The 16,275-nt window shown below is 58.4% G+C and carries 16 protein-coding genes; 9 read left to right on the forward strand and 7 right to left on the reverse strand.

Annotated elements, in window-relative coordinates; all coding sequences use genetic code 11:
* Positions 1 to 41 precede the first annotated feature (41 nt).
* Positions 42 to 1,781, forward strand: a complete 1,740-nt coding sequence (locus BLM14_RS17200; RefSeq protein ID WP_418314237.1) for a long-chain fatty acid--CoA ligase — start codon at positions 42 to 44, stop codon at positions 1,779 to 1,781.
* Positions 1,782 to 1,789: 8 nt separating this feature from the next.
* Here the strand turns inward: BLM14_RS17200 and BLM14_RS17205 are convergent, their stop codons facing one another.
* Positions 1,790 to 3,379, reverse strand: coding sequence for a peptide chain release factor 3 (locus tag BLM14_RS17205; RefSeq protein ID WP_100000509.1), 1,590 nt, complete (start codon positions 3,377 to 3,379; stop codon positions 1,790 to 1,792).
* Between the two features lie 88 nt (positions 3,380 to 3,467).
* On the reverse strand, positions 3,468 to 4,277 hold the full coding sequence (locus BLM14_RS17210) for a class II glutamine amidotransferase (protein ID WP_100000510.1): 810 nt from the start codon (positions 4,275 to 4,277) through the stop codon (positions 3,468 to 3,470).
* Positions 4,278 to 4,441: 164 nt separating this feature from the next.
* Between BLM14_RS17210 and dut the strand changes: the two genes are divergently transcribed.
* From dut to BLM14_RS17240, 6 genes are all read left to right on the forward strand, one after another.
* Positions 4,442 to 4,927, forward strand: a complete 486-nt coding sequence (gene dut, locus BLM14_RS17215; protein ID WP_100000511.1) for a dUTP diphosphatase — start codon at positions 4,442 to 4,444, stop codon at positions 4,925 to 4,927.
* 23 nt (positions 4,928 to 4,950) lie between these two features.
* Positions 4,951 to 5,769 carry an isocitrate lyase/PEP mutase family protein gene (locus tag BLM14_RS17220; RefSeq protein ID WP_100000512.1) on the forward strand — a complete coding sequence of 273 codons (819 nt, stop codon included), beginning with the start codon at positions 4,951 to 4,953 and terminating at the stop codon, positions 5,767 to 5,769.
* 1 nt (position 5,770) lies between these two features.
* Positions 5,771 to 6,427: an HAD family hydrolase gene (locus BLM14_RS17225; protein ID WP_100000513.1), complete on the forward strand. Its 657-nt coding sequence runs from the start codon at positions 5,771 to 5,773 to the stop codon at positions 6,425 to 6,427.
* On the forward strand, positions 6,427 to 7,431 hold the full coding sequence (locus BLM14_RS17230; RefSeq protein ID WP_100000514.1) for a proline racemase family protein: 1,005 nt from the start codon (positions 6,427 to 6,429) through the stop codon (positions 7,429 to 7,431). Before BLM14_RS17225 ends, BLM14_RS17230 begins: the two co-directional genes overlap by 1 nt.
* Positions 7,432 to 7,494: 63 nt before the next feature.
* Entirely contained in the window at positions 7,495 to 7,899 is a 405-nt protein-coding gene (locus BLM14_RS17235) for an ArsR/SmtB family transcription factor (protein ID WP_100000515.1), read from the forward strand.
* Entirely contained in the window at positions 7,896 to 8,438 is a 543-nt protein-coding gene (locus BLM14_RS17240) for an SRPBCC family protein (RefSeq protein ID WP_100000516.1), read from the forward strand. The genes BLM14_RS17235 and BLM14_RS17240 overlap by 4 nt, the downstream gene beginning before the upstream one ends.
* A gap of 59 nt (positions 8,439 to 8,497) precedes the next feature.
* Here the strand turns inward: BLM14_RS17240 and BLM14_RS17245 are convergent, their stop codons facing one another.
* From BLM14_RS17245 to ubiE, 4 genes are all read right to left on the reverse strand, one after another.
* The gene (locus tag BLM14_RS17245) at positions 8,498 to 9,025 is read right to left on the reverse strand and encodes a GNAT family N-acetyltransferase (RefSeq protein ID WP_100000517.1); all 528 of its coding nucleotides are present in this window, start codon (positions 9,023 to 9,025) and stop codon (positions 8,498 to 8,500) included.
* 37 nt (positions 9,026 to 9,062) lie between these two features.
* A complete protein-coding gene (gene coaBC, locus BLM14_RS17250) occupies positions 9,063 to 10,457 on the reverse strand; it encodes a bifunctional phosphopantothenoylcysteine decarboxylase/phosphopantothenate--cysteine ligase CoaBC (protein ID WP_237143393.1) in 1,395 nt (464 codons plus the stop codon).
* Between the two features lie 67 nt (positions 10,458 to 10,524).
* Positions 10,525 to 12,102 carry a 2-polyprenylphenol 6-hydroxylase gene (gene ubiB, locus BLM14_RS17255; RefSeq protein ID WP_100000518.1) on the reverse strand — a complete coding sequence of 526 codons (1,578 nt, stop codon included), beginning with the start codon at positions 12,100 to 12,102 and terminating at the stop codon, positions 10,525 to 10,527.
* A gap of 276 nt (positions 12,103 to 12,378) precedes the next feature.
* Positions 12,379 to 13,155 (reverse strand): bifunctional demethylmenaquinone methyltransferase/2-methoxy-6-polyprenyl-1,4-benzoquinol methylase UbiE, encoded by a 777-nt coding sequence (gene ubiE, locus BLM14_RS17260; RefSeq protein WP_100000519.1) that lies wholly within the window; start codon positions 13,153 to 13,155, stop codon positions 12,379 to 12,381.
* Positions 13,156 to 13,278: 123 nt separating this feature from the next.
* Here ubiE and BLM14_RS17265 point away from each other — a divergent pair, with 123 nt between their 5' ends.
* Positions 13,279 to 14,298, forward strand: coding sequence for an adenosine deaminase (locus BLM14_RS17265; RefSeq protein WP_100000520.1), 1,020 nt, complete (start codon positions 13,279 to 13,281; stop codon positions 14,296 to 14,298).
* A 33-nt stretch (positions 14,299 to 14,331) separates the two neighbouring features.
* Positions 14,332 to 14,958 (forward strand): uracil phosphoribosyltransferase, encoded by a 627-nt coding sequence (gene upp, locus BLM14_RS17270; RefSeq protein WP_100000521.1) that lies wholly within the window; start codon positions 14,332 to 14,334, stop codon positions 14,956 to 14,958.
* 1 nt (position 14,959) lies between these two features.
* Here the strand turns inward: upp and deoA are convergent, their stop codons facing one another.
* Positions 14,960 to 16,273: a thymidine phosphorylase gene (deoA, locus tag BLM14_RS17275; protein WP_100001444.1), complete on the reverse strand. Its 1,314-nt coding sequence runs from the start codon at positions 16,271 to 16,273 to the stop codon at positions 14,960 to 14,962.
* Positions 16,274 to 16,275 lie beyond the last annotated feature (2 nt).

A 16,275-nucleotide genomic window follows, 5' to 3' on the forward strand; every position in this document is an offset into this window, starting at 1 on the left:
GCCCGGCAAAAGCGCCTGCGAAGGTGATTGCAAAGGCTTCAATTGCACCGGCGAAACCGGCAGCACCAAAGCCGGAAGCTGATGCCGCGAAACCTGCAAGCAAGACGGCAAAGGCTACGCCCAAGTTGTGGGTGAAATCCTATCCCGACGGCGTACCCGCCGATATCGCCGCTTTGCAATATGAGTCGGTTGGCGATTTGTTCGCCATGACCTTCAAGCAATACAGCAGCCGGCCGGCCTTCAGCTGCATGGGCAAGAGCATCACCTATGCCGAACTCGACCGCTACTCGCGATCGTTGGGCGCATGGTTCCAGTCGCGCGGACTTGTCAAAGGCGATCGCGTCGCGGTGATGATGCCCAATGTGCTGCAGTACCCCATCACCATCGCCGCTATCCTTCGGGCCGGCCTGACTGTCGTCAACGTCAATCCGCTTTATACGCCACGTGAACTTGAGCATCAGCTTAAAGACAGTGGCGCGAAAGCCATCATCATCCTCGAAAACTTTGCTGCGACGCTGGCGAAGGTGCTCACCAAGACCCCGGTACAGCATGTGGTCGTAGCGGCGATGGGTGACATGATGGGCCTCAAGGGCCATCTGGTGAATCTCGTCGTGCGGCGGGTCAAGAAGATGGTGCCTGCCTGGTCACTGCCAGGTCACACGCCATTCAAGACGGCATTGGCCAAGGGTGCAGCCCTGAACCTCAAACCTGTTGAGGTGAAGGGGCCCGATATTGCCTTCCTGCAATATACCGGCGGCACGACAGGCGTTTCCAAGGGTGCGATCCTGACCCACAGCAACATCGTCTCCAATGTCGCACAGATGCGGCTCTGGTGCGATGTTGCATACCGCATCAAGCCGCGACCCAGCGATCTGACCTTCATCTGTGCCTTGCCGCTCTATCACATCTTCGCTTTGACCGTGAACGCGATGATGGGCATGGAACAGGGCGCGCTGAACGTGCTCATTCCGAACCCGCGCGACATACCGGGCTTCGTGAAGGAACTGCAGAAGCACAAGATGCACATCTTCCCCGGCCTGAACACGCTGTTCAACGGGCTTCTGAACAATGAAGACTTCCGCAAACTGGACTTCTCGGGACTGATCCTGTCGCTTGGCGGCGGCATGGCGGTGCAAAAGCCGGTGGCCGAACGCTGGAAGGAAGTGACAGGCTGCCTGATCACCGAGGGCTACGGCTTGTCGGAGACTTCCCCTGTCGCATCGGCGAACCGGCTGGATGCGACGGAATTTTCCGGAATGATCGGACTTCCCCTTTCCTCAACGGATTTTTCCATCCGCGACGATGATGGAAAGGAACTTCCCTTGATGGAGGTCGGCGAGATCTGCATTCGCGGACCGCAGGTGATGGCCGGCTACTGGAACCGTCCGGACGAGACCGAGAAGGCCATGACAGCGGACGGTTTCTTCCGGTCCGGCGACATGGGCTACATGGACGAGCGCGGCTACACCAAAATCGTAGATCGCAAGAAGGACATGATCCTCGTCTCGGGTTTCAACGTCTATCCGAACGAGATCGAGGAAGTGGCGATGGAGCACCCCGGCATCCGCGAGGCTGCTGCCGTCGGAATTCCCAACGAACATTCGGGCGAGACGGTCAAGCTATTCGTCGTACGCAAGGATCCGGCGCTGACCGAGGACGCTGTCAAGGCGTTCTGCGCCGAGCGGCTGACCAACTACAAGCGCCCGCGCTCAGTCGAATTCCGCGAGGAGTTACCAAAGAGCAATGTCGGCAAGATTCTGCGCCGGGAGCTCCGAACCTAACGCAAGTATCAGGCGGCTTTTTCGCGGACCTGATAATCCTTGATCGCAGCGAAGCGGATCGCCTTCCAGCGCTCCGCCTCGTAGGACAGCGAGAAGGAATTCTGCGCCAGAAACACCGGATCATTGTCGAGGTCGTGTGCAATATCGGCGCGGTGGGCATTGATGAAGCGTTGCAATTCAGCCGGATCGTCGGCTGAAATCCAGCGGGCAATGGTGAAGCGTGCCGGTTCGAAGCCGACGGGCAGTGTATATTCCACCTTCAGCCGCTCGGTCAGAACGTCGATCTGCAGCGCGCCGACAACGCCGACAATGGCGGGCGAACCATCATCCGGCAGGAACAGCTGAACAACACCTTCTTCCGCCATCTGCTGCAAGGCTTCGCGCAGCTTCTTTGCCTTCATCGCATCGTCGAGCCGCACGCGGCGCAGGATTTCCGGGGCAAAGTTCGGCACGCCGCGGAACAGCAGGTCTTCGCCTTCTGTCAGCGTATCGCCGATGCGCAGAGTGCCGTGGTTGGGAATACCCACTACGTCACCGGCCCAGGCTTCATCGGCGATCTGGCGGCTGCGGGCGAAAAAGAATTGCGGGGCCGACAGGCCCATCGGCTTGCCGGTGCGTACCAGCTTGGCTTTCATGCCGCGCGACAGCTTACCCGAGCACACACGCAGGAAGGCGATACGGTCACGATGATTGGGGTCCATATTGGCCTGAATCTTGAAAACAAAGCCGGTCATCTTTTCTTCCGTCGCTTCGACGCGGCGCGTATCGGCATCCTGCGCTCGCGGGCTTGGGCCAAAGTCGCAGAAGGCTTCGATCAGATCGCGAACGCCGTAGTTGCGCAGTGCCGAGCCGAAGTAGACCGGGGTCATGTGACCTTCACGGAAGGACTGCAGGTCGAACGGATTGCAGGCATCGCGTGCCAGCGTGACCTCGTCTATCCATGCCTGACGCTCGTTTTCGGGCAAAAGACCGGAGGCGCCAGACGATTCCGGGCCGTTGACCGGCGTCGGGACATCTTCGCTATCGCGCTGACGCACCGTGTTGTTCTGCAGATTGTACGTTCCGGCAAAGCTCTTGCCGCGCCCGATCGGCCAGGTGATTGGGGCCGTATCCAGCGCCAGCTTCTGCTCGATCTCGTCGAGTATTTCGTAAGGGTCGCGGCTTTCGCGGTCGATTTTGTTGACGAAGGTGACAATCGGGATGTCGCGCATGCGGCAGACTTCGAAAAGCTTGAGCGTGCGCGCCTCGATACCCTTGGCGGCATCGATAACCATGACCGCGCTATCGACGGCGGTGAGCGTGCGGTAGGTATCGTCCGCGAAATCTTCGTGGCCGGGCGTATCCAGCAGGTTGAAGATGCAGTCTTTATACTCAAAGGTCATGACCGAGGTGACGACCGAGATGCCGCGTTCACGTTCGATCTTCATCCAGTCGGAACGGGTCTGGATACGGTCCTTCTTGGCCTTGACTTCACCGGCGAGCTGGATCGCGCCGCCGAACAGCAGCAGCTTTTCGGTCAGCGTGGTTTTACCGGCGTCAGGATGCGCGATGATCGCGAAAGTACGACGCTTGGAAACGGGATGGTCGGCAGAAGACATAGAGAAGGCTCAAACTCGATAAGGGAATGGTTGCGCGCCTTCTATCAGCCGCAGCCCTTGCCGTCGACTGCCAATTCTGAATGGCAGGTCAGACGGTTTCGACGAGCTGTCCGGATTTTTCTTCGCTCATGAACGGCTCGATGGCAATTCGCTTGGTGCTCCTGACCGTCACAAAACTATTGGGCGGGACGGGCATCCAGTTTCCGGCTTCGCCATCGAGAGGTTCCGAGACGACGCAAAGGCCGGCGCTGGCCGCGAGGCTCGCCGTGTAGAGCGACGGCGCGAAACGATCCGTGGCATAGCGGACTGCGTAGAGATGCTTGCCATCGGAGAAGGCAGCGGTGAGCCGGATGAAGGCTGGCACACCGGCACGTTCGGCTTCCGCAACGATAGCGTTGACAGTCCCGACCAGCGCCTCGGCCGGATCGTTGTCGAGACCATGCTGCAGCATCAGCAGAAAGATCAGTTCGGAATCGGTCGAGCCAAGCTTTTGGGCGTAGAGCGTATCGTCGAGACGCGCTTCCAATCCGCGCCGCAAGCGGTCGAAATGACCGATCTGGCCGTTGTGCATGAAGCTCCATTTGCCGGAGACAAAGGGATGACAGTTCATGCGGCTGGTGGGGCCGCCGGTCGAGGCGCGTACGTGGGCGAGAAAGAGGTGAGAACGGATCTGACGCGACAGGCTCTTGAGATTTTGGTCCGACCACGCCGGCAGGATATCGCGGTAGAGGCCTGGCTCATCCCGTTCGCCATACCAAGCGACACCAAAACCATCGCCATTGGTGCGGGTCTTGGCCTCATGCGCATCGTGGCTTTGGGCGATCAGGGAATGACAGGGGGAGGCAATAACGTCTTCAAGATAGAGCTGAGGTCCGAGATAGGCTGCCCAACGACACATGAATCACCTGGTTTTGGTCACGCGATGACTGACAATACCGTGTGATTTCATTCTTGGGAATCGCCAGCGCGAGACTGGGGATAAAATCAGATTGTGTGCAAAGAATGGACGTGTCAAATCTTGTGAGTTGACGGTTCCTGCAGTCTGGTGAAAAAGGTCTCTTCATGTCTAAAGAAACCGATTCCGCTCATCCACGAAACCCCGCCCTCGGCCTCGTCCGTCTACCGCATGGACAGGGTCTTGAATTGCCCTCCTATGAAACAGCCGGTTCAGCCGGGATGGACCTGCGCGCTGCCGTGCCGGAAGACAGGCCATTGCTGCTCCTGCCGGGCCGCAGGGCTCTGGTACCGACTGGTCTGATCTTTGAAATCCCGCATGGTTTCGAGGCGCAGATCCGGCCCCGTTCAGGCCTTGCGCTCAAGAACGGAATTACGTGTCTCAACACACCCGGAACGATTGATTCCGACTATCGTGGTGAGGTAAAAGTAATATTGATTAACCTCGGCGATGACGATTTCTATGTGACACGCGGCATGCGTATTGCGCAGGTCGTTCTGGCACCGGTTGTCCAGCTTGCTGTCGAAGAGCGGCAGCATGCCAGCGACACGGCGCGCGGTACCGGGGGGTTCGGGTCAACGGGCACTTCTTGATTGAATTCGACTGGGAGGTCGTCATGGACAAGGGCAGGGTTTTCCGTCAGCTGCATGAAGGACCCGAGATTTTTCTCATGCCCAATCCATGGGATCCGGGGACGACAAAATTTCTCGCCTCCCTGGGTTTCAAGGCGCTCGCGACCAGCAGCGCAGGCTTCGCGTTTTCACGTGGATTGCCGGACGGTGGAATCACCTTCGATGTAATGATGCAGCATTGCCGCGATCTTGTTGCGGCAACGGACCTACCGATCTCCGGTGATCTGGAGAAGGGCAAGGGCGACAGTGCCGACAGCGCTGCAGAGACAATCTTTGCTGCCGAAGCGGCCGGTCTTGCCGGCTGTTCCATCGAGGACTTTTCGGGCGATCCGGACAAGCCCATTTATGATTTTTCGCTGGCCGTCGAACGTGTTGCTGCCGCTGCCGAAGCCGCGCGTGCGCTCAGGAGCGATTTTGTTTTCACAGCCCGCGCCGAAAATTTTCTGCATGGCAAGACTGATTTCGACGACACGCTCAAGCGTTTGCAAGCCTTCGAAAAGGCTGGCGCCGATGTGCTGTTTGCCCCGGGTATTTCCGATCTCGAGCGCATCCGCACGATCTGCGCATCGGTTTCAAAACCGGTAAGTGTACTGGCTCCGGCGTCGCTTACGGTCAGCCAACTCGCGTCAGCCGGTGTGCGCCGGATTTCACTCGGCCCGCGCCTGACGACGGCTGCCTTTACAGCGGTACGCGATGCTGTGCGCGAGGTTCTGGACAAGGGCACCTTCGAATTTACCAAGACAGGCGTGCCATTTAGCGATCTGCAACAGCTGTTTTCACAAGGCACGGATAAGGATAGTTGAAATGACGCGCCCCGATCTGGTTATTTTCGACTGTGACGGGGTTCTCGTCGATACCGAAACACTCGCCAATCACCATCTCGTCAAGATGCTCGGTGCGTCCGGCTATCCAATCACCTTCGAAGAGGCCCGCAAGAATCTTTGCGGCATGCCAATGCGGGCGGTGAAGGAGAAGGTTGAGGCGGAAGGCTATTCACTCGGTGAGGATTTTGTGGACCGCTGGTATCAGGCCATCCCCATCATTTTTGAAAATGGTGTCGAAGCCATCCCCTACATTAAAGACGTTATTACGGCAGTGAAAAAGGCTGAACTCCCCTATTGCGTGGCTTCATCCGCCAATGTCGAAAAGATGCATATCACGCTCGGCAAGACCGGTCTTATCGGTCATTTCCAGGACGTGCTCTACAGCGCCTCCATGGTGGCCCGCGGCAAGCCATTTCCCGACCTGTTTCTGCATGCGGCAAAGGAGATGGGCTGCGAACCATCCCAGGCGGTTGTGATCGAGGACAGTGTTGCCGGTACGAAAGCCGGCACGGCCGCCGGTATGCGAGTCTTCTCCTATTGCGGCGATGAACATGCGGATGTGGAAGGTTTGACTGCGGCGGGCGGCATTCTTTTTGACGACATGCGCAACCTGCCTGCGCTGCTGGGGATTGCCTGATGGACGGGCCGTTGAAGGTCATCGACATGCACACGGGCGGCGAGCCCCTGCGTATCATCACCAGCGGTTACCCTGGACTGCCCAAGGCAACGATCCTTGAAAAACGCGCCTATGTCCGCGACAAGCTGGATCACTTGCGCAAGATATTGATCTTCGAACCCCGCGGCCACTACGACATGTATGGCGCTTTGCTGGTGGAGCCGAATCTGCCCGGCGCTGACCTCGCGGTGCTGTTCATGCACAATGAGGGTTATTCGACCATGTGCGGCCATGCGATCATCGCGCTTGGCCGCTATGCAGTTGATTACGGTATCGTGCCCAAGACCGAGCCGGTGACGACGGTTCGCATTGAATGTCCCTGCGGAATGGTCGTGGCTTCGGTAGAAGTGCGGGACGGCAAATCCGGCGGCGTTTCTTTCGATAGCGTACCGGCCTTCCTGTTCGCTACGGACCAGAGCATCGACCTGCCTGGTTTCGGCACGGTCAAATTCGACGTTTCGTATGGCGGCGCTTTCTATGCACTGGCGGATTGCCACCAATTCGGCCTCGAGTTTGGCCGCGATCCGGCACGAAAGTTTATCGAGGCTGCGACCATTTTGACGGAAGCGGTAAAAGAGGCGGTGCCGCTCGACCACCCCGACCACAAGGATCTGGCGTTCCTCTACGGCTCGATCCTGACGGATGGCGTTGATGCCTGGAATGAAGGCCCGACGAAGAACGTGTGTATCTTCGCCGATGCCCAGCTTGACCGCTCGCCCACCGGTTCAGGTGTCACAGCCCGCCTGGCAGCAATGCACGCCAAAGGCCAGATCCGCGAAGGGAATGCACGCATGTTCGAGAGCATCGTCGGGTCGCGCTTTGCCGGTTTTGTTGCCTCGCAGACCAAGGCCGGCGATTTCGATGCCATCACCGCACGCGTTTCCGGCCATGCCTATTACAGCGGCAAGGCGGAGTTTGTCGTCGAAGAGAACGACCCTCTGGGACAGGGTTTTCTCGTTATCTGATAGCAAGCGAAAGTTATTCAACCAAATGGTTGACTAATAACGCTTGCGATGATATTAAACCATATGGTTGAATTTCAGACACCCCATCTCGACGCCGTCTTCCATGCCCTCTCCGATCCGACACGAAGGGCCATGCTGCATCGGCTTACGGACGGAGAGCGTTCGGTCAGCGATCTCGCGACACCCTTCAACATGTCGCTGGCGGGCGCATCGAAACATATCAAGGTCCTGGAAGGTGCCGGGCTGGTCCGCAGGCATGTCCAGGGCAGGACGCATATGTGCCAGCTTGAAGCGGCGCGGCTTGCCGAAGCACAGGAATGGCTGCGCACATATGAAAGGTTCTGGACTGCGCGTCTGGATGATCTTGAGGAAATCCTGCGCGCCGAGGATCACGCCGCAGCTCAGACGGCCGAGAAACTGCCAAAGAACCCATCAACACCTGAAAAAACGTCAAGGAGACAGAAATGAACGAGCATGTTGGAAATGATCGGCTCGGCGTTGTCACCGCGCCTCGTACGGTTCGCATCGAACGCATCCTGCCGGGCCCTATTGAACGGGTCTGGGCATATCTGACGGAATCGGACAAGCGCAAGAAATGGCTGGCGCAGGGCCCGATGGCCAATTATGTCGGCGGTGACGTCAAACTGACCTTTTACCATTCGCAACTTACGGACGAAACGACACCGGCCGAATTCAAGAAATTGGAAGGCACATCCAATGAGGGCAAGGTTCTTCGTTATGAACCGCCACATGTCTTGAGCATTACCTGGCCCGACGGGGGACAGGATTCCGAGGTCACGTTCGAGCTCGAAGCGAAAGGCCCCGACACTTCGCTGAGGGTAACGCATACGCGCCTTGCCAGTGCCGATTCCATGGTCATGGTTGCGAGCGGCTGGCACACCCATCTCGGCGTGCTCATCGATCATCTCAATGGAGACAAGCCGTCGGGATTCTGGGGCAACTTCGAACGACTCAGAAAGGAATACACCCAGATTATCGTCGAATAGAACCGTAAGGGCTTACTTACACAATGTCGAGGCCGGCGCCGTGCCAGCCTCGACGGCAATTAGTTGGGGCGAAACGCCCGTTCCAAAAGTATGACGGGCTCATCTGTATAGGTTGTCTCGAGGACCTTGTTAAAGCCGTTCTTTTCGGCAATTCGCAACGAGGCGGAATTTTCCGGCGATATGATGCAAAGCGCCCGATCCTGCTTGAAGAATGTATCGCCCCAGTTGACAACCCTCGCAAGCGCTTCGCTGCCATAGCCCTTGCCGTGAATTTCCGGCGCAAGGACCCACCCCATTTCCGGCGCGTCACCGAACGGCGGACTGATCTCCCGCTGAAAATCGGCAAAGCCGAGCTCGCCGACAAAGCGTCCCGTTGCCTTGTCTTCCATTGCCCAGAAGCCATAACCGATCAGGGGCCAGAGACCGGCATAGCGCAAGAGGCGAGCCCAGGATTGCTCGCGGGTCGATGGCTTTCCCGTTATCTGCGTGTAGATCGTGGGATGCTGCCACATGGCGTGAACCGCCTCAAAATCCTCGCGCCGATGGGGACGCAGGATAAGGCGGTCGGTTTCAAGGGTGGGAATCATGGATGGTACTCCGTTTTCACGGTTATCGGTCTTAGCCCTAAACCTCCACCGTCTGCAATGCAGCGGCGATCCTGGCAGCCAGTCGTTCGGCCACCTCGTCCTTGCTCATGTCCGGCCATTCCTCCACGCCTGAACGGGTGACGATGCGCACGGCGTTGCGATCGCCGCCCATGACACCGGTCTCATGACTGACATCGTTGGCCACGATCCAGTCGGCACCCTTCTTGTCGAGCTTCTTGCGCGCGTTCTTCAGCAGATCCTGGGTTTCCGCGGCAAAGCCAACAACGAGGCGTGGTCGCAATTTACTGTGGCCGACGCCGGCCAGAATATCGGGATTCTCGACCATTTGCAGTGCTGGGGCTTTTTCACCAGGCTTTTTCTTGATCTTTTCGCCAGCCTCCTTTGCCGTGCGCCAGTCCGCCACGGCAGCGACCATGACAGCGGCATCGGCGGGCAGGAACTGCTCCACCGCATCACGCATCTCACGCGCGGACTCGACGCGGGTCACCGCAACGCCTTCGGGGTCAGGAATTGTCACAGGACCGGAAACCAGCCGTACCGTGGCGCCGAGCCTCGCCAGTGCTGCGGCGATAGCGTGGCCCTGCTTGCCGGAGGAACGATTGGCGATATAGCGCACCGGATCAATCGGCTCATGGGTCGGGCCCGAGGTCATGATGACGGTCTTGCCTGTCAGCGGCTTGGGACGGCGGTCGAGCAGCGTCTCGATCGCCGCAACAATCTCCAGCGGTTCGGCCATGCGGCCCGCACCGCTTTCACCACTCTCCGCCATCTCGCCGCTGTTCGGACCGACAAAACGGATGCCGTCCTTCTCCAGAGTCGCGCGGTTGCGTTTCGTGGCCGGATGGTCCCACATTTTCGGGTTCATTGCCGGGGCGATCAGGACGCGCTTGTCGGTCGCCATAAGCACCGCAGATGCCAGGTCGTTCGCAAGACCATTTGCCATTTTGGCCATGAGATCGGCCGTCGCCGGCGCAACGACGATCAAATCGGCTTCACGCGACAGGCGGATATGGCCGACATCGTGCTCGTCCTCGCGGGAGAAAAGCTCGGTGAAGACTTTGTCAGCGGCGAGCGCGCCGACAGCCAGCGGCGTCACAAATTCTTCCGCCGCCTTGGTCACGACCGGCCGCACCTGGGCGCCCCGTTCGCGCAATCGCCGGATGAGGTCAAGGCATTTATAGGCGGCGATACCGCCGCCTATGATCAGAAGTACGCGCCGGCCGGATAATGAGCCCGACACGGCGGAAGGCTCGCCCACCACGGCAGCCACAGTCCCGAACGGCGTGGTATTTGCCAGATCGCCGAGAAGGAGCCGGACCTCTTCTTCCATCGAACGTCCGTGCGCGGCGGCACGCAGGCGCAATTTTTCCTTGATGGTGTCGTCAAGATTGCGGATTGTGATGCTGGCCATATGATTGCACTTTCGCGAAGACACCACGCAATTTGCAATCATTGATATCACCAATGGCAGTATTTCTTCAAGAGACTAGCTTGTAAGTGATCATGACAAGGCAAATTGCAATCACCCACAGAGCAATACGCCCGGAGCGAGTGTGCCTCGCCTCCGCCTTGCCGATTGCCTTGGCTGTCTGTTCGTCAAAGCGCAGACCATTTGCCGCCATCTGGTCGAGTTCCTGTGACAAGCGATCGGCGCGTGCCAGGAGTTCGGGCGCCTGGCGGGCAAGATGCAGTAGAGCATTCGCACCGTCGCGGGCATCAATGAGAATGCCTTGCGGGCCGAGATTGCGGCGTATCCAGCCGCCGACAACCGGCTCGGAGGCTTTCCACATGTTGAAATGCGGATCCAACGTACGTGATACGCCTTCAACGACGACCATGGTCTTTTGCAGCATGACGAGCTCGGGCCGGGTTTCCATGTCGAATAACTCGGTGACCTCGAAAAGCAGTGTCAGCAGTTTCGCCATGGAAATCGTTTCCGCCGGCTGGCCATGGATCGGCTCGCCAATGGCGCGGATTGCCTGGGCAAAGCTCGATACATCATGATGATGCGGCACATAGCCCGCTTCGAAATGCACTTCGGCGACCCGTGCGTAATCTCGGGTGATGAACCCGTAGAGAATCTCGGCAAGGAAGCGGCGTTCCTTCTTGCCCAGGCGGCCGGTAATGCCAAAATCCACCGCAACAATATGACCATCGGAATCGACGAAGAGATTGCCGGGATGCATGTCGGCATGGAAGAAGCCGTCGCGCAATGTGTGGCGCAGGAACGACTGGATCAGCGTTTCCGCGAGCTTGATGAGATTATGGCCGGCAGCGCGCAAACCTTCGATGTCCGACATTTTCACGCCGTCGATCCATTCGAGCGTCAGCACGTCGCGTCCGGTGCGCTCCCAATCCACAGTTGGAACACGGAACCCCGGATCGTCCTTGGTGTTTTCACCAATTTCCGACAGTGCCGCCGCCTCAAGCCGCATGTCCATTTCGATACGGGTGGTTTGCGCGAGCGTACGCGTGACTTCGATGGGACGCAGGCGGCGCGTGGCAGGCACATAACGCTCCTGCCATTTCGCCACCAGGAAAAAGCTCTCCAAATCATTGTTGAACCGCTGGCGGACACCCGGGCGCACCACCTTGACGGCGACCTTCTTGAGCTCGCCATTGCTTCTGACGAAGGCCGGGTGCACCTGCGCAATCGACGCGGCAGCCATTGGTTCGTTAAAGCTTACATAAAGATCCTGGACTGACCGTCCGAGCGAGCCTTCGATTGCCTTGACCGAAGCCTCCATCGGAAAGAAATCAAGCTGGTCCTGCAAGAGCGCAAGATCGTCCGCCACCTCATTTCCGACCACGTCAGGCCGCGTTGCCAGGAATTGGCCAAGCTTGACGTAGGATGGACCGAGTTTGTTGATGGCGCGCGACATACGCTCGGAGCGCTGGGCGGTCATTGCACGCCGGCGGGCCAAGAGCCCGGCCATGCGATGACCAAACGCAGGAAGACCGCTCAAGCCTTCCGCAGGCAAGGCAGATATGACGCCCTCACGCGTCATGATCCATCCGGCCCGCATCAGGCGAAATGTTGCTGCAAGCTTACTCATTAAGAGCTCTTTCCGACCATATTGACCTATTCTGACGGAGGCATGTTGTGACAAGAACAAGCAAAGACAGGAAGACCCGCACTTTTGGTGCGGGCGAGTGGCTTTGCGCCGGGATTGGAGCAACAGGCCCCGTCCCTTCGGGTTTCCGGCTGGCGGACACCCACTTTGTCAGGCGGCTTCGCCCGATGCACCACATCGACCTCGCCACCTTCCGCGTGGATTGTCTCGCCAGCCGAGAAACAGAATAGGTCAATATGGTCGGAAAGAGCTCTGAAATCACAACTTCCAGCCGGAATGCAGCGCAGCGATGCCGCCGGTAAAATTGCGCCAGCTCACACGTTCGAAACCAGCCTGGCGGATCATCTCGGCGAAATCAGCCTGACGCGGAAACTTGCGGATCGACTCGACGAGATATTGATAACTGTCGGCATCGCCGGTCACAGCCTTGCCAATTTTCGGAATGGCATTGAACGACCAGGCGTCATAGACCTTGTCGAGGACCGGCAGTTCAACCTCGGAAAATTCGAGGCAAAGGAACCGCCCGCCCGGCTTCAGGACACGGAAGGCTTCTGACAGGGCGCGGTCAATATGCGGGACATTGCGGATGCCGAAAGCGATCGTATAGGCATCGAAGCTCGCATCCTGGAAGGGAAGCACCTCGGCATTGGCTTCGACAAATTCGGTGTTGTCGGCAAGGCCTTTTTTCTCGGCACGGTCGCGCCCGACGCCGAGCATGGAGCCGTTGATATCGAGCACGGTCGCATGGGCATTGCGGTTGGAAGCTTCAATGATCCGGAAGGCGATGTCGCCAGTACCGCCAGCCACGTCGAGCACTTTCCAATTCGCCGTCTTGGAAGGTGACAGCCAGGCGATCATCGAATCCTTCCAGATGCGATGAAGGCCGCCCGACATCAGGTCGTTCATCACATCGTAGCGCTTGGCGACGCGATGGAAGACATCATTGACGCGTGCCTGCTTTTCCCCATCGCTGACATCCTGAAAGCCGAAGGATGTTTCCATGCCGCCATGGGCCCCGGTGCGTTGCTGGCTCATTGTGTTTACCTGTTGATCTGCGTTGCCCGGACCATAGAAGATTGAAACACATAAGGCTATTGTCCTGTTGCGCGGTGAAGCGACGCGTTGAATAATTTGTTTAATTTTTTTGGAGTGACCGGAATGGTCCTGAAAGCCGAATTGCATTGCCATATTGAAGGAGCCGCCTCCACGGGTCTGGTCGAGCGAAAGGCTGTCAAATATGGCGCCAATGTTTCCAGCTTTGTCCAGGGCGGCAAATTCGTCTGGCACGATTTCACCTCCTTCCTGCGTGCCTATGATCAGGCATCGATGCTCTTCCGAACCGAAGAGGATTATGCCGATCTTGCCGAGGATTACCTTCTGTCATTGAGCAGGCAGGATGCCATCTATTCAGAGGTGTTCATCTCGACAGATCATGCCATCAGCGCCGGGCTTGACCCGCGGGCCTATATTGAAGGTCTTGCCGAGGGCATGCGCCGCGCCAAGGCGGCGACGGGCATTGAGGGCCGCATGATTGCGACGGGCCTGCGCCACAAAGGGCCAGACGCCGTGCTGGCAGCAGCGCAGTACATCGTTGACAATCCGCACCCGCTGGTCACGGGTTTTGGCATGGCGGGCGATGAGCGGATGCATGCCCCCAAGGATTTCACAGCGGCGTTCGCGCTGGCGCGCAGTGCGGGGCTCGGGATCACTGTGCATGCGGGCGAACTGTCGGGATGGGAGAGCGTTGCGGACGCGCTGGACGCACTCAAACCCGGGCGCATCGGCCATGGTGTACGCGCGATCGAGAATCCCGATCTGGTCAAACGCCTGGCGGACGAACAAATCCTGCTCGAATGCTGCCCTGGGTCGAACATTTCGCTTAGCGTCTATAGCGATTTTCCTGCGCATCCCTTTGCAGAGCTTGCAAAAGCCGGTGTGCCTGTGACCCTCAATTCCGATGATCCGCCCTACTTCCACACGGACCTTGCACGGGAATACGAGATCGCGGCGACTTATTTCGGCTATGATGATGATATGCTCAACAAGGTGACTGAAACGGCAATCAAGGCCGCCTTTGTCGACGAAGATACGCGAACAGCGCTGCTCGAACGTCTTTACCCCGACAAAACTGTGCGCGTTGCCGATGAGCTCTTTGCGGGATCGGTGTCGAGCAGCTAAGGTCATGTGAATTCAGAGTAAAGGGGACTTCCCATGGGCGTCACGATCGTTTCCCATCCGCTTGTCCAGCACAAGCTTACAATCATGCGCGACAAGGATACCTCGACAGCGGGATTCCGGCGGTTGCTCAAGGAAATCTCGCTCCTGCTGTGCTATGAGGTGACGCGCGATCTGCAATTGACCAACATCAGGATCCAGACACCCTTGATGGAGATGGATGCGCCGGTAATCGAAGGCAAGAAGCTGGTCTTCGCTTCGATCCTGCGCGCCGGCAACGGCCTGCTCGAAGGTATGCTCGATCTCGTGCCGGCTGCACGCGTTGCGCATATCGGCCTTTATCGTGATCACGAAACGCTGCTGCCGGTCGAATATTACTTCAAGGCGCCCGAAGATATCGTCAACCGGCTGATCATCGTCGTTGATCCTATGCTGGCAACGGCCAATTCCGCCATAGCCGCCATTCAGAAGCTGAAGGATCGCGGGGCAAGCAATATCCGATTCCTTTGCTTGCTCGCCGCGCCGGAAGGTATAGAACGCTTTACCAAGGCGCATCCGGACGTGCAGGTTTTCACTGCGGCCATCGACAGCCATTTGAATGAAAAAGGCTATATCGTCCCGGGTCTCGGCGACGCTGGCGACCGCATGTACGGGACTAAGTGAGTCAGGCGCCGATGCGACGGAATACCGGATTGATGGTGCGCGGTTTGCGTTCCGAAAAACCATAAGCAGATTCGATGACGCGCACGGCTGCGGCGGCGTCATCATGGCTGCGGGCATGGACCAGTGCGACCGGTTCGCCTTCGTCCATTCGGGCGCCAATAGGCTGAAGGGCCGTTACTCCGACCGCATGATCGATGGGATCCTGCGGACGGATTCGGCCGCCACCGAGCGTCACAACCGCAACACCAATCGCGCGGGTATCAATTGACGAGACATGACCCGTCTGGGGGGCTTTCACCTCATGCGTTACCGGTGCGACCGGCAAATGATGGCTGATGCGAGAAATGAAATCTGTCGGACCGCCAAGCCCTGCCACCATGCGCCCGAAAATTTCCGCCGCCTTGCCGCTGCTCAGGGCATCGCGTGCCTTTTCCGTCGCAACCTTGTGATTTGGTGCGAGCTTTGCCGAGACCAGCATCTCAGCAACCAGCGCCAGCGTGACCGCTTCGAGACGGGCGTCCCGCCTATCCCCGGTCAGGAAATCGACAGCATTCCTCACCTCGACAGCATTGCCGGCAGCAAGAGCAAGCGGTTCGTTCATATCGGTCAGAAGCGCGGTCGTCGTCAGGCCGGCTCCTTGAGCCACCGCGACAATGCTCTCGGCAAGCGACACCGCATCGCGATTTCTGGCCATGAAGGCGCCGTTGCCTGACTTCACATCCAATACCAGAGCGTTGAGTCCGGCTGAAAGTTTCTTCGACAGGATCGAGGCGGTGATGAGCGGGATGGATTCCACCGTCGCGGTGACATCGCGGATGGAATAGAAGCGTTTGTCGGCCGGCGCGAGATTGGCTGTCTGCCCTATGATCGCACAGCCAACTTCGTACACTACCTTGCGGAACAATGCATTGTCCGGCTGGCTGCGATAACCGGGGATCGAATCCATCTTGTCGAGCGTTCCGCCCGTATGGCCGAGCCCCCTGCCGGAAATCATTGGAACGTAAGCGCCGCAGGCAGCGGCTATGGGCGCAAGCATCAGCGAGACGTTGTCGCCAACACCGCCAGTCGAATGCTTGTCAACCGCAGGACCGGGCAGATCGGACCAGTCAAGAATATCGCCGGAATCGCGCATGGCGAGCGTGAGAGCCACCGCTTCATCGCGTTTCATGCCATTGAAGAACACTGCCATGGCAAAGGCCGCAACCTGGCCTTCGGTGATTGCACCCGAACTCATGGCATTGACGAAGGCGGTTATGTCCGCCGCATCCAGTGTTTGTCCGTCACGTTTGCGGCGGATGATTTCCTGGGGCAACAACA

This window comes from Phyllobacterium zundukense (genome assembly GCF_002764115.1).
Classification (GTDB): domain Bacteria; phylum Pseudomonadota; class Alphaproteobacteria; order Rhizobiales; family Rhizobiaceae; genus Phyllobacterium; species Phyllobacterium zundukense.

Excerpts from the sequence above, each read along its gene's own strand:
- dut (WP_100000511.1), top strand. The coding sequence starts at position 4,442 with ATGTCTAAAGAAACCGATTCCGCTCATCCACGAAACCCCGCCCTCGGC.
- BLM14_RS17205 (WP_100000509.1), bottom strand. The coding sequence starts at position 3,379 with ATGTCTTCTGCCGACCATCCCGTTTCCAAGCGTCGTACTTTCGCGATC.
- upp (WP_100000521.1), top strand. The coding sequence starts at position 14,332 with ATGGGCGTCACGATCGTTTCCCATCCGCTTGTCCAGCACAAGCTTACA.
- BLM14_RS17265 (WP_100000520.1), top strand. The coding sequence starts at position 13,279 with ATGGTCCTGAAAGCCGAATTGCATTGCCATATTGAAGGAGCCGCCTCC.
- BLM14_RS17210 (WP_100000510.1), bottom strand. The coding sequence starts at position 4,277 with ATGTGTCGTTGGGCAGCCTATCTCGGACCTCAGCTCTATCTTGAAGAC.
- BLM14_RS17245 (WP_100000517.1), bottom strand. The coding sequence starts at position 9,025 with ATGATTCCCACCCTTGAAACCGACCGCCTTATCCTGCGTCCCCATCGG.
- ubiE (WP_100000519.1), bottom strand. The coding sequence starts at position 13,155 with ATGAGCCAGCAACGCACCGGGGCCCATGGCGGCATGGAAACATCCTTC.
- BLM14_RS17235 (WP_100000515.1), top strand. The coding sequence starts at position 7,495 with ATGGTTGAATTTCAGACACCCCATCTCGACGCCGTCTTCCATGCCCTC.
- coaBC (WP_237143393.1), bottom strand. The coding sequence starts at position 10,457 with ATGGCCAGCATCACAATCCGCAATCTTGACGACACCATCAAGGAAAAA.
- BLM14_RS17230 (WP_100000514.1), top strand. The coding sequence starts at position 6,427 with ATGGACGGGCCGTTGAAGGTCATCGACATGCACACGGGCGGCGAGCCC.
- BLM14_RS17240 (WP_100000516.1), top strand. The coding sequence starts at position 7,896 with ATGAACGAGCATGTTGGAAATGATCGGCTCGGCGTTGTCACCGCGCCT.
- BLM14_RS17220 (WP_100000512.1), top strand. The coding sequence starts at position 4,951 with ATGGACAAGGGCAGGGTTTTCCGTCAGCTGCATGAAGGACCCGAGATT.
- ubiB (WP_100000518.1), bottom strand. The coding sequence starts at position 12,102 with ATGAGTAAGCTTGCAGCAACATTTCGCCTGATGCGGGCCGGATGGATC.
- BLM14_RS17225 (WP_100000513.1), top strand. The coding sequence starts at position 5,771 with ATGACGCGCCCCGATCTGGTTATTTTCGACTGTGACGGGGTTCTCGTC.